Source organism: Sunxiuqinia indica (assembly GCF_009847015.1).
Classification (GTDB): Bacteria; Bacteroidota; Bacteroidia; order Bacteroidales; family Prolixibacteraceae; genus Sunxiuqinia; species Sunxiuqinia indica.
Genome location: NZ_WVEM01000012.1, coordinates 109,190 through 122,031, shown reverse-complemented (window position 1 = coordinate 122,031; position 12,842 = coordinate 109,190). Strand labels below are relative to the sequence as shown.

9 protein-coding genes are annotated in these 12,842 nt (G+C 41.1%); 7 read left to right on the top strand and 2 right to left on the bottom strand.

What is annotated here, in order from left to right; translation table 11 throughout:
• The first annotated feature begins 62 nt into the window (after positions 1-62).
• The 4 genes from GR929_RS16880 (at position 63) to lon (ending at position 5,379) form a co-directional block, all read left to right on the top strand.
• Complete coding sequence (locus GR929_RS16880; protein WP_159521960.1) at positions 63-1,238, top strand: GNAT family N-acetyltransferase; 1,176 nt, start codon at positions 63-65, stop codon at positions 1,236-1,238.
• Positions 1,239-1,319: 81 nt separating this feature from the next.
• Positions 1,320-1,583 (top strand): type B 50S ribosomal protein L31, encoded by a 264-nt coding sequence (locus GR929_RS16875; protein ID WP_159521958.1) that lies wholly within the window; start codon positions 1,320-1,322, stop codon positions 1,581-1,583.
• A 75-nt stretch (positions 1,584-1,658) separates the two neighbouring features.
• Positions 1,659-2,843, top strand: coding sequence for a GlmU family protein (locus GR929_RS16870; RefSeq protein WP_159521956.1), 1,185 nt, complete (start codon positions 1,659-1,661; stop codon positions 2,841-2,843).
• Between the two features lie 139 nt (positions 2,844-2,982).
• Positions 2,983-5,379, top strand: a complete 2,397-nt coding sequence (gene lon / locus GR929_RS16865) for an endopeptidase La (RefSeq protein ID WP_159521954.1) — start codon at positions 2,983-2,985, stop codon at positions 5,377-5,379.
• A gap of 10 nt (positions 5,380-5,389) precedes the next feature.
• On the opposite strand, the gene GR929_RS16860 is transcribed toward lon, so the two are convergent.
• Together GR929_RS16860 and GR929_RS16855 are read right to left on the bottom strand one after the other, a co-directional pair.
• Positions 5,390-6,157 (bottom strand): LytR/AlgR family response regulator transcription factor, encoded by a 768-nt coding sequence (locus tag GR929_RS16860; protein WP_159521952.1) that lies wholly within the window; start codon positions 6,155-6,157, stop codon positions 5,390-5,392.
• Positions 6,157-6,915, bottom strand: a complete 759-nt coding sequence (locus GR929_RS16855) for a LytR/AlgR family response regulator transcription factor (RefSeq protein ID WP_159521950.1) — start codon at positions 6,913-6,915, stop codon at positions 6,157-6,159. Before GR929_RS16855 ends, GR929_RS16860 begins: the two co-directional genes overlap by 1 nt.
• 187 nt (positions 6,916-7,102) lie before the next feature.
• On the opposite strand from GR929_RS16855, the gene GR929_RS16850 reads away from it, so the two are divergent.
• The 3 genes from GR929_RS16850 (at position 7,103) to GR929_RS16840 (ending at position 12,830) form a co-directional block, all read left to right on the top strand.
• Positions 7,103-8,215 carry an AI-2E family transporter gene (locus GR929_RS16850; RefSeq protein ID WP_159521948.1) on the top strand — a complete coding sequence of 371 codons (1,113 nt, stop codon included), beginning with the start codon at positions 7,103-7,105 and terminating at the stop codon, positions 8,213-8,215.
• A gap of 256 nt (positions 8,216-8,471) precedes the next feature.
• Complete coding sequence (locus GR929_RS16845) at positions 8,472-9,833, top strand: cytochrome c3 family protein (protein ID WP_159521947.1); 1,362 nt, start codon at positions 8,472-8,474, stop codon at positions 9,831-9,833.
• A 21-nt stretch (positions 9,834-9,854) separates the two neighbouring features.
• On the top strand, positions 9,855-12,830 hold the full coding sequence (locus GR929_RS16840; RefSeq protein WP_159521945.1) for a 4Fe-4S dicluster domain-containing protein: 2,976 nt from the start codon (positions 9,855-9,857) through the stop codon (positions 12,828-12,830).
• Positions 12,831-12,842: the final 12 nt, after the last annotated feature.

Below are 12,842 nucleotides of genomic sequence, written 5' to 3'. Positions count from 1 at the left end.
AAAATCATCTTTTACAAATAGAAATAATTGTATCTTGTCAACTAAAACAATTAACCAAGCACATGCAGTTACAAAAAGTCAATAATTCAGACACAATAAAGCTCTTTCATAAGTTGCCACACCTGATTTATAAGGGTGATAAAAACTGGGCAGCGCCAATTCAGGGAATGGTTGAAAATACCTTTGATCCTGCTAAGAATCCGTCATTTAAGCATGGAGAAGCTGAACGGTGGGTGATTGTTGATCAATCGGGTGATCCTGTTGGACGTATCGCTGCGTTTATCAATTACGATAAGGCAAAAACGTTTGAGCAACCCACCGGTAGTTGTGGTTTTTTTGAGTGTATTGATGATCAGGAGGTGGCCAATTTGTTATTTGACACGGCTCGCGACTGGTTGAAAGAGCGTGGAATGGAAGCCATGGATGGACCGGTTAACTTTGGCGAGAACTACATGAACTGGGGCTTGTTAGTAGATGGATTTATGCCACAAGGTTATGGCATGCCTTACAATCCGAAGTACTACCAAAAGCTATTTGATAACTATGGTTTTAAAGTTTATTTTGAGCAATTTAGCTATCACCTGGACTATTCAGTGCCGTTTCCGGAACGTTTCTGGAAAATTGCGGGTTGGGTAGCTCAAAAGCCGGGATATAGTTTTAAGCATTTCGATTATAACAATACGGAGAAGTTTATCAAAGATTTCAGTTATATCTATGATGAAGCCTGGCGGTTTCACGAGCATTTTAATCCTCTGGATCCGCAGGATTTGCGGGATTTCATTAAGGATTCGAAGGCTGTGCTGGATCCGGAAATGATTTGGTTTGCATATCATGAAGATGAACCCATCGCATTATTTGTAATGGTGCCTGATATCAACCAGATATTGCAAAAGCTGAACGGAAAGCTGAACTTCATCAACATGCTGAAATTTCTTTATTATAAAAAGAAAAAGGCAATTACACGTACACGTATCTTAATTATGGGTGTTGTTCCAAAGTTTCAAAAGTCCGGTATTGAGTCTGCTATTTTTTGGCATCAGGATAAGTTGATGAAGAAAAAGCCACAGTATACTGAAGTTGAGCTTTCCTGGGCCGGCGATTTTAACCCTAAAATCATTTCGTTGTACGAATCAGTAGGCGGGAAACATGTAAAAACGCATCATACCATGCGCTATCTGTTTGATCGGAATAAGCCATTTGAGCGGGCTCCAATAATTGGAGCTGAAAAAGATGAATAAAAGAAGAAAAACTTTTTGGAAATTTGAAATAGGTAAGTATCTTTGCACACCGATTGAAATAAAGTTGAAAAAGAATCAGCAATGAAAAAAGAAATACATCCGGAAAATTATCGCGTAGTAGCGTTTAAAGATATGTCAAATGGCCAGGTTTATTTGACTAAATCAACCGTTAACACAAAAGAAACTGAAGTGGTTGACGGAGTTGAGTATCCATTGATGAAAGTGGAGATCTCAAGTAGTTCGCATCCATTCTATACCGGAAAAATGAAATTGGTTGATACTGCTGGACGCGTTGACAAATTCATGAACCGTTATAAGAAACACATGGATAGCAAGAAAAAGTAATCTACGTTTAAATACGATATATGAGCTCCGCTTTTGCGGAGCTTTTTTTTTGTCTACTTTTGAAAAAAAATCGTCATGAATGCAATTTTATTGGATTTCCCGGGGCGGGAAAACCTGTTGCCACTTTGTTTTACTCGTCCCGTCTCTGAGCTGCGAACCGGAATTTTAACGATAACGGAAAAGTGGGAAAAGCGTCTGAAAGGAGACTTTTCATGGCAAACCGAAAGCTATTTACAAGCTAAATATCCCAAAGTAACCGCATCTGAAAATTTACTGATCAATGCTCATGTTTGTCCAACAGACGAGTTGACTGCTCAGGTGGAAAAGCTTCAGTTGGGGCAAGGAATTGTGTGGAATGGCCAGCCAATTGTTGCTCTTGTTGATGATACCGCATCCGATTCTTTTTTTGAAAGTACTGCTGAAATTCACTGGATGGATTTTGCAGGAGAGTTGGATCTGGTTCAATATCCATGGGATTTGACAGAATTTAACTCCCGGCAAATTCAGTTGGATTTTGACTTGTTGACAGCCGATCGTGAATCAGAGCCAATTAGTCATACAAATCAGTTAATTCATCCGGAGAATATCTTTGTGGAGCAGGGGGCGAGACTCGAGTTTGCTACGATTAATGCGACAGCCGGGCCCGTTTACATTGGGAGAGATGCCGAAATAATGGAAGGATCGTTTATTCGCGGGCCTTTTGTGTTGGGCGATCATGCGGTGGTGAACATGGGAAGCAAAATATACGGAGCAACAACCATTGGACCATTTTCGAAAGTTGGTGGCGAAATCAGTCAATCAATTCTGATTGGATATTCCAATAAAGGACATGATGGTTTTTTAGGTAACTCGGTTTTGGGCGAGTGGTGTAATTTAGGTGCCGGAACCAATGTTTCGAACCTGAAAAATAACTACGAGCCGGTTAAAATGTGGAATTATACCACTGGCCGGTTTTATAAGACCGGATTGCAGTTTGGCGGATTGATCATGGGTGATCATTCCAAAGCAGGCATTAATTCCATGTTCAATACAGGAACGGTTGTTGGTGTGGGCTGCAATATTCATGGAACCGGGTTTCCACGACAGTTTGTTCCTTCGTTTGCCGATGGAGGGCCGGGAGGTTTTAAACTTCATCAACTGAAAAGTGTTTTTAGTGTCGCTGAAAAAGTGATGACACGTCGCAATCGGGAGTTGACCGAAATTGATAAACAAATACTAACTGCCGTTTTTGATCGGACTTCGGTTTTTCGCAGTTTTTAAACTTGTATCAAATTCTTTTGGCATGGCTATTGACTAATAATAGCCCTGAATTAATATGGCTAATTTTACGCCAGATTGTCACACTGATAGAGAAAGAGAAAATATAATGGGAGAAAATAGAGGTCATTCATTAAAAAATATGATATTCACAGGTATGGGAGACGACGATTCTGAAATTATTCCAATCATTGCCGATGGGAATGAAGAAGAACTGAAAAATTTTCAGGCGCCAGAAGTACTGCCAATTTTGCCACTTCGAAATACAGTATTATTTCCCGGTGTTGTGATTCCGATTACAGTTGGAAGACAAAAATCACTGAAACTCATTCAGGATGTTTTTCGTGGGGATAAATTATTGGGAACGGTGACTCAACAGGATGGCAGCATTGATGATCCGGAGCAAAAAGATTTGTACCAGGTCGGCACAGTCGCTCAAATCCTGAAAGTTCTTGAGATGCCTGACGGTTCAACTTCTGTTATTATTCAAGGTAAACGGAGGTTTGAAGTGGGCAACTACCTGGAAGAGTTCCCTTATTTTAGAGCACAGGTTACTTTACTCGACGAAATCTTACCTGCAGAGAATAATACTGAATTCAGTGCTGTCGTTGGCTCTCTTAAAGATTTGTCAATTAAGGTCGCTCAATATTCGAGCAACGTTCCTCCCGAAGCAACCTTCGCGGTTAAGAATATCGAAAATTCTACCTTCCTGATCAACTTTATTTGTTCTAACACTGATCTTGAGGTTGAGGAAAAACAGAAACTGCTCGAGATTGCCGATGTTCGTGAGCGTGGAATACAAGCCATTTCATACTTGGTCAAAGAAGTTCAAATGTTGGAGTTGAAGCGTGATATTCAAACCAAAGTAAAAACGGACCTAGATCAGCAGCAGCGTGAATATCTGCTTAACCAGCAAATGAAAACCATTCAGGATGAGCTGGGGGGCAACCCGATAGAGCAGGAAATTGCTGACATGAAAGAAGCTGCCAAGGATAAGAAGTGGAGCGAAGAAGTTGCTGCTTTTTTCGATAAAGAAGTAACCAAACTGCATCGATTAAATCCAGCGGCTGGTGAGTATTCAGTCCAATTCTCGTATTGTCAGACATTGCTTGAGCTTCCTTGGAATGAGTATACTGAAGATAATTTCGACCTGAAGCATGCACAAAAGGTATTGGATGAAGATCATTACGGATTGGAAAAAGTGAAAGAACGCATTTTGGAGCACCTGGCTGTATTGAAGTTGAAAAAGGATATGAAAGCCCCAATTTTGTGTTTATACGGTCCTCCGGGAGTCGGTAAAACTTCGCTTGGAAAATCAATCGGAAGAGCTCTTAACCGAAAGTATATTCGTATGAGCTTGGGAGGACTGCGCGATGAAGCCGAGATTCGTGGTCATCGAAAAACCTACATTGGAGCAATGCCGGGACGTATTTTGCAAAATATTAAAAAAGCAAAAACCTCCAACCCGGTTTTTATTCTTGACGAGATTGACAAGGTATCGCAGGATTTTCATGGCGATCCGGCCTCGGCGTTGCTTGAGGTGTTGGATCCTGAGCAAAATTCAGAGTTTCATGACAATTATGTGGAAGTCGATTATGACTTGTCTAATGTGATGTTTGTGGCGACAGCCAATACGCTGAACACCATTGCAGCCCCCTTGCGTGACCGCCTGGAGTTGATCGATGTAAACGGATATATTGTTGAGGAGAAGATTGAAATCGCCAAGCGCCATTTGCTCCCTAAGCAATTAAAGGATCATGGGGTGAAGAAAAACCAGGTTTCGTTTACAAAGGATATTCTTGAACACGTTGTTGAAAATTATACGCGCGAATCCGGTGTGCGTGAATTGAATAAAAAGCTTGCCAAGATTATCCGTCGAATAGCTAAAAAAATTGCTTTCGAAGAACCTTATAATAAGAAATTAACCAAAGAAGATATTCGGGAATATCTCGGTGTGGTTCAGTATACGCGCGAAAACTACCAGGGTAATGAGATACCCGGCGTTGTTACTGGTTTGGCATGGACTGCCCATGGTGGCGAAATTCTATTTGTAGAGTCTAGTTTAAGCACCGGGAAAGGTGGTTTGACATTGACTGGTAATCTGGGAGAAGTGATGAAAGAATCTGCCATGCTGGCAATGGAATATTTAAAATCGCATCGCGAGGAGCTGGGGCTGGAACAGGAAATGTTTGACAAGAATAATTTCCATGTGCATGTTCCGGAGGGAGCGATCCCCAAAGATGGTCCTTCGGCAGGCGTTACGATGGTAACTTCGTTGGCCTCGGCTTTAACGAAAAGAAAAGTACGGAAGAATATTGCGATGACTGGCGAGATTACATTACGCGGTAAAGTGCTGCCGGTTGGGGGAATCAAAGAAAAGATTTTGGCAGCAAAACGTGCCGGTATTAAAGAGGTTCTTTTATCTGTTGATAATGAGAAAGATTTGGAGGAAATTAAAGACGTTTATTTGAAGGGGCTGAAGTTTCATTTCGTAAAGAACATCAGTGACGTACTTGATTTTGCCTTGCTGAAGAGCTAGGTTAACTCGATCAGGTGATGGGGAAACAATTCAACTTCTCGAAGAAAGAAATACTTGAGCGGTTGATTGGTTCCTCAATAACAATGTCTTTGTGAGTTAACAAGCACATTTTTTTTCGGCGGTCAACTTTGCGCAAATATTGAATATTGATATAAGATGAGCGGTTTGCTTTTACCAGGTTGGAAAAATCCATTAAGTCGATGATCTTTTGCATCGGCTGAGTAATTAGTTCAATACTGCCGCTGGACAAATGGGCAATGCTGTAATTTACTTTAGCCTGAAGCAGCATTACCTCTTGTGGATTAATAAAAACGACACCGAATTTTGTCGTGAGTTTTACCTTTTTTACAGGACGGTTATTTTGGATGAAGATGTCCATGCTGCGCTCTAATTCTTTCCGTTTTATCCTTGTTTTGTAGCGATTAACAACAGAGATTAATTCTTCGGGACCAAAGGGCTTTACAAGGTAATCCAGTGGTTCTAAGTTTAACGATTTAAAGGCATATTTGCTGTGCGCTGTTGTAAATACAATTTCGGTACTCAATTGATTGTCCTTGATAACCTCTGCAACTTCCAGCCCGTTAATGTCCGGCATGTCAATATCCAAAAAGACAATGTCCGGCATCTTTCTGATTAGCTGTTTAATCCCTTGCTTGGGGTTAGTGGTTTTGTCAACGATTTCAATCTCCTGAAAGGCTTTCAGGTAAATTTCGAGAAGAGCGATTGCTTCTTCATCGTCGTCAATAATCATCGCCGTTATCGTCTTGTTTACAACCATTATTTAGGGTTATCGATTTTACAAAGTTCTCTAATCTGTTTTTTCGAGCCGTACAATTTTAATTCCTCATTATTGGCGATTAAAATGCAGGAATTATCAGCTTTGTTTGCCCGCCATAGTTTATCAAGATTTATCAGGTGACTTCTACTAATTCTGAAGAAATTGTTGTTTTTAATGAGAAAATCTTCAATCTTGCCAAGGTATGTGTTGGCTAGTTCAACGTTCCCGTTTTCAACATAAATACGCGTGTACGTCCCTTCGGCTTCGCAGTATAAAATATCATTTGGATCAACCAATATATGACTGTTGGTTGAAGAAAGCCTAAGTTTTGTTTCATGTTTGAAATTGTCAAGCAAGTTGTCTAAATGTGTGTTATTTGCCTTGTTTCTTCTTCTTTCAATATTCGCAATTACCTTATGGAGTTTTCGCGGTCCGATCGGTTTCAGTAGAAAGTCGTAAACTTCATTTTTTATTGCTTCTATAGCCATATCACGGTAGGCGCTAACAATTACAATGTCTGTCTCTAGCTTTTGTTTCTTCAAGAGAGAAATAAGCTCCATGCCGTTTTTTCCGGGCATTACTAAATCTAGAAAAACAATATCGGGTTTGAGTTCTAAGAATTTGAAAAGTGCCGACTCCGTACTTTCGGCCTGATCAATAATCGTAATATTTTTGTGCTCTTTAAGCATGTATATTAATATATCCCGATCTTCTTTTTCGTCATCAACAATTAGGGCAGTAAGCTTTTTGTCTCTCATATTACTTATTTAGGTAAAACAAATTTATCAAAAAAATATGAATAATCTTATTGTTATTTGATATGGATAGCCAGGTGAAACACCAAATTGATTGTCGGGCTTTCATATTTTTAGCACTTGAGTTGTGTTTGATATTTAAACTTTCTAACTTGAATTATTCCGGTATATTTGTATAAAAAGTTATTATATGATTAAGGTGCAAGGGTGGACAAAGAATTTATTATTAGCTGTCGGTGTTCTTGTCTTTCTGTTTTTGGTTTGGTACTTCAGCGATATTGTCACTTACATATTAATATCTGCTGTTTTGTCGCTGATTGGCCGGCCTATAGTTCGCTTTTTGCATGGAATTCATATTGGTCGTCTCTCGGTTCCGTATACCCTTGCGGCTTTTTTTACCATATTACTCCTTTGGATCTTTTTTATCGGATCGGTTCGCTTTTTGATTCCATTGCTGGTGGCAGAGTTCGAGCAGCTTTCCACCATCGATTTTAATGCGGTTCTGCAAATTGTTGAAAAACCGATCAGGCAGTGGATGGATTTTGTCGGAGAGGAAGACCATGTTGATGCGAGTGCTAACTTAGTTGAACTATTGAGAGGGCAGATTGGAGATAGAATGCAGTTTTCGCAGTTGACCGGAATCTTTGGGTTTGTCGCCGGCACCTTGGGCGAATTACTTGTTGCTTTTTTCTCGGTTTCATTTATTACATTCTTCTTTTTAAAAGAAGAAAATATGTTTAAAGAAGGCGTTCTGCTTATTGTCCCATCGGGTTACGAAGAAAAAGTCGATCGAATTTTGAATTCGATCTATAATTTACTTCGCCGCTACTTTATTGGCTTACTCTTCGAAGTAACAATGGTCGGAACCCTGGTAACTCTCGGGTTAACCTTTGTTGGCGTTGGTTTTAGCCACTCGGTGGTAATTGGCTTATTCTGCGGTCTGTTTAATGTAATTCCTTACTTGGGCCCCTGGATGGGTGCAACAGTTGGTTTGCTAATAGGTATTGCAATCAATCTTAATGCCGATTTTTCGTCGCATACCCTGCCGTTGTTAGGTTTTATGTTGCTTGTTTTCGCTTCGGTACAGATTATTGATAATATATTGTTTCAGCCGCTGATTTATTCAAGCAGTGTTAAAGCTCATCCAATGGAAATTTTTCTGGTGATCTTAGCAGCCGGAAGTGTTGCTGGGATTTTAGGCATGATTCTGGCAATTCCGGTTTATACAATTGTCCGGGTTATTGCAAAAGAATTCCTTGACAATCTGAAGATTGTTCGAAAGCTTACTGAGAATCTTGAATAATTTATATTGAATTTGTCTATGAAAAATAAATAAGCATAGATTGTGACTATTTTCGCAATATTGGTTTATTTGAAATAGTGCTAAATGTCAGTTGTTTAATGATTGTTTTGGCTTTCGTTGGCTGGTTATTGACTTCGAACGTTTTTTTTTGACTAACTTTTTAGCTTGAATGGAAAACCATAAAGTAAAAAATTTGTTAATTCTTGATGAGTCGCAAAATCCTAGGTTTGAAAAAAAACTTACTAAAGCTTATAGAATGAAACTTAAGTTCCCTGTTTTACGGAAATCCGGGTTTTCCCCAAAGGGTTTTCTGTTCGTTTTCCTCATGTCAATTTTTGTTTTTTCGGCAGCGGCTTCTGCTGAACCACAAGTGCAACAAAGTGAACAAGACTCAGCAAATACAGCTGCTGTGAAATTGTCCTCACCAACCGATACCGCATCAACCCAATCGGATTCTGTTGTTGCAAAGGCAGTCGATGAAACTGGCGCAGAAACTCAGGTTGATAGCACAGGATCAGCTGCAAAGCCAGATACGGTTTCGAATGAAACGGCATCAGCGAAGAGCAAGCCTGTCGAAGAGGATAAATTTGGCCATTACCGAAACGATATTAAGCGCGGTGAACGTTTTTTTAGAGGATTATTGCCACACAACAATGAGCAAACATCCTGTGTGTCATGTCACAATATTACACGCTCAGATACGCTTAACTGGAATCCTTCTGCAAAGGATATTGCCAATAAGTATATTGAGAAGAGTTTTGCTGAATTTAAGGCTGTCGTCATGGAACCCTCAGGAGGTAAGATGGCCGAAGTTCATAAAGATTATAATTTTGAAGACGCAGATTTAAAAACGGTAAAAGCTTATTTGGACGACTTGTCGATGCGTGGTCCTGCTCCTGTAAAACCAACAATTGATCGACTGCTGCTCTTTCTTTTCCTCGGACTGATTGTTACGTGGGCGTTGTTGGAAATGATCTTTTTCAGAAAAATAAAATATAAGGCTGTCCCGCTAATTATATTCCTGGGAGTTTTTGGATACCAGGTTAAGATGCTTTATGAGGAGGGAGTGAGTTTAGGACGATCGCAGAATTACGAACCCGAACAACCCATTAAGTTTTCACATAAAGTCCATGCCGGACAAAATAAGATTGATTGTAAATACTGCCACTTTACCGTTGAACAAAGCAAGTCTGCCGGAATACCTCCGACCGATCTGTGTTTAAATTGCCATTCGCTTGTTCGGGAAGGAACCCGCTCTGGAAAGTTTGAAATTGCTAAAGTTATTGATGCCACAGAGAATGGTGTTCCGGTTGAATGGGTGCGAATTCATAATTTACCTGATCATGTCTTTTTTAGCCACGCACAGCACGTAAATGCAGGAAAGCTGGATTGTGTTGAGTGCCATGGGGAAATAGCCGAGATGGATGTGGTCAGACAAGTGGAAGACTTGAGCATGGGCTGGTGTCTTGAATGTCACCGAACAAAAGAAGTTCAATTTGTCGATAATAATTTCTATGAATCATACGATGAGTTTCATGAGCAAATCAAAAAAGGTGAAATTGATAAGGTTACCGTCGAAATGGTTGGTGGAACCGATTGTATGAAGTGTCATTATTAATAAACAACAAACCTATTTGGAATGAAGGAACAATATTATAAAAGTTTGGATGATTTAATTTATGACGCTCGGCAGGCATCAAGCGAGCCTGATGCCGGAGATCGAAAGTCCATTCTTCAGATGAAACAAGAGGCGAAGTCAACTGGAAATTCACGACGTGACTTTTTGAAGCTTTTTGGATTTTCGGTGGCCTCTGCTGCAATTGCAGTTAGCTGCAAACAGCCTGTTGAAAAAGCCATCCCTTTTTTAATTCGACCCGAAAAGATTATCCCGGGAGAAGCCAGCTACTTTGCATCAACCTATTTTGATGGTATTGATTACTGTAGCATTTTAGTTAAGGTACGAGACGGGCGTCCGATCAAAATTGAAGGGAATACAATGTCTTCGGTGACCATGGGTGGAACCAATGCCCGAACTCAAGCTTCGGTGTTGGGACTTTACGATAACAAACGGCACAAGAATCCGACCTACGAAGGAAAGAAAATAAGCTGGGACGAAGCCGATGACAAAATCATGCTGTTTCTGGATGAGGTAAAAAAGAGACAAGGCAAAGTCGTGATTTTAAGCTCAACCATCATCAGTCCTTCTACCAAAGCTGCTATTCAGGAGTTTCTGGATGCTCATCCCGGTTCGGAACACATTCAGTACGATGTGCTGTCGGCTTCGGGTATTCTGAAAGCCAATGAGAAAACTTTCGGAAAAGGTTTTATTCCAGCTTACGATTTCAGCAAGGCCGAATTGATTGTTGGTTTTGATGCCGACTTTCTTGGAACGTGGCTCTCTCCGGTTGAATACACCAAACAATATGCAAAAAACAGGAAACTGGTTGATGGTGAACGTAGCATGTCGCGTCATATTCACTTTGAAGGCGGCATGTCTCTAACAGGATCAAATGCTGATGAGCGTTACCAAATACGACCTTCCCAGGAAAAATTGGTTCTGGCAAATCTGTACCAGGAACTTTTATCACTAAACGGACAGTCTGGTTCATCAGTTCCAAGCTCGCCGGTTGATGTGAAAAAGATTGCCGGTGAGTTGTCATCCAAAAAGGGAAAGTCATTGGTCGTTAGCGGAAGCAATGATGTGGAAAACCAATTACTGGTAAATGCTATCAATCATCTGTTACAGAATTATGGATCAACAATCCAAACTGATATTCATTTGAAACTGCGTCAGGGCATGGATGAAGACATGGATCGACTGGTTGGCGAAATGGAAAGCGGACAAGTTGAAGGACTGATTCTTTATGATGTCAATCCTGCTTTCGATTATCCTGAAGCAGACCGGTTTGTTAGTGCGCTGAAAAATATTGATCTGAAAATTGCGATGCCCATTTTGGGTGAAGAAACTTCGGAGCATGTGCATTACGTTTGTCCGGATCACCACTACCTGGAAGCGTGGAATGATGCTGAAGTGAAAACGGGCATTTATTCACTCGCGCAACCAACTATTCGACCAATTTTTAAAACTCGGGCAGCACAGGAAAGTTTGCTGAAATGGGCTGGTAATCCGGTGGATTATCATACTTACATTCGGAAGAACTGGGAAGAGAACTTATTTGCAGGTTCTGGTGAAACCTCGTTCGATGATTTTTGGAATAGCAAGTTACACGATGGTATTTATGAGTCGGGACAGCTGGAAAATGGAATGCTTGAATTTGATGCCGGAGCTGTTGATTCCGCCCTGGCTCAAGCAAAAATTACATCTGGTGACGATTCCCTGGAACTGTCGTTCTACACGAACATAAGTGTGGGATCCGGAAAGCAAGCCAATAACCCATGGCTGCAGGAACTTCCTGATCCGGTTACCAAAGTTTGCTGGGATAATTATGCTGCAGTTTCGCCAAAGCTTGCCGAGGAATTGGAGCTTGAAGACGAACAGCTGGTTAAAATTAATGACTTTGGTCCAATTCCGGTGATTGTTCAGCCGGGGCAAGAATATAAAACGATTTCGGTGGCTTTGGGCTACGGGAGACTCAATATGGGCATTCCCGATGGTACGGTTGGAAAAAACGCTTTCCCGCTTATTCAATCCAGCAATGGAATTAAGCAATACCATTTACCACAGGTGACCATCGAGAAATTGGACGGTGCCTACCAATTGGCCCGGACGCAATCTCACCACTCCATGGAAGGGAGAAACCTTGTGCGTGAAACAACGCTGGAAGATTATTTGGCTAACCCAGCCTCAGGCAATGAAATGCGTGAAACAATCAAGGCGCACATGAAGTCACTTTATGCGCAGCGTAAGTTTGAAGGATTTCACTGGGGAATGGCGATCGATTTGAACTCCTGCACCGGATGCAATGCTTGTGTCGTAGCCTGTTCGGCCGAAAATAATGTGCCGGTGGTTGGAAAAGAGCAGGTGATTAAGGCTCGTGAGATGCATTGGATTCGTATCGACCGATATTATAAAGGAGATCCGGATAATCCGGAGCTGGTCCGACAGCCCGTGATGTGCCAGCACTGTGATAATGCGCCTTGCGAGAATGTTTGTCCGGTGGCTGCCACAACCCACAGCAATGAAGGAATTAACCAGATGGCCTATAACCGTTGTATAGGTACCCGCTATTGCAATAACAACTGTCCATACAAGGTTCGACGATTTAACTTCTTCGATTATACAGGAGCCGACTCCATGCCGGGCAACAGAAAAGATCCGGCAGAGATGACGACCGACTTGAGACGTTTGGTGTTGAATCCGGATGTGACAGTTCGTGCCAAAGGTGTAATTGAAAAATGCTCTTTCTGTATTCAGCGTATTCAAGAGAAAAAACTGGTCGCCAAGAATGAAAACAGACAATTGCAGGATGGCGAAGTAGTCCCTGCTTGTGCGCAGTCGTGTCCGGCCGATGCCATTGTTTTTGGTGATTTGAATAACGAGGAAAGCCGTATTTCAAAGTTCTTTGCCGATGAGCGTAACTACCACCTGCTGGAAGAATTGCATACGCTGCCATCGGTCGGCTACCTGACCAAGGTTAAAAATAAAACCATTTAACTTAAAACGAAT

Bases quoted from the DNA above. Each gene is read 5' to 3' on its own strand.
- GR929_RS16880 (WP_159521960.1), top strand. From the start codon at position 63: ATGCAGTTACAAAAAGTCAATAATTCAGACACAATAAAGCTCTTTCAT.
- GR929_RS16875 (WP_159521958.1), top strand. From the start codon at position 1,320: ATGAAAAAAGAAATACATCCGGAAAATTATCGCGTAGTAGCGTTTAAA.
- GR929_RS16870 (WP_159521956.1), top strand. From the start codon at position 1,659: ATGAATGCAATTTTATTGGATTTCCCGGGGCGGGAAAACCTGTTGCCA.
- lon (WP_159521954.1), top strand. From the start codon at position 2,983: ATGATATTCACAGGTATGGGAGACGACGATTCTGAAATTATTCCAATC.
- GR929_RS16860 (WP_159521952.1), bottom strand. From the start codon at position 6,157: ATGGTTGTAAACAAGACGATAACGGCGATGATTATTGACGACGATGAA.
- GR929_RS16855 (WP_159521950.1), bottom strand. From the start codon at position 6,915: ATGAGAGACAAAAAGCTTACTGCCCTAATTGTTGATGACGAAAAAGAA.
- GR929_RS16850 (WP_159521948.1), top strand. From the start codon at position 7,103: ATGATTAAGGTGCAAGGGTGGACAAAGAATTTATTATTAGCTGTCGGT.
- GR929_RS16845 (WP_159521947.1), top strand. From the start codon at position 8,472: ATGAAACTTAAGTTCCCTGTTTTACGGAAATCCGGGTTTTCCCCAAAG.
- GR929_RS16840 (WP_159521945.1), top strand. From the start codon at position 9,855: ATGAAGGAACAATATTATAAAAGTTTGGATGATTTAATTTATGACGCT.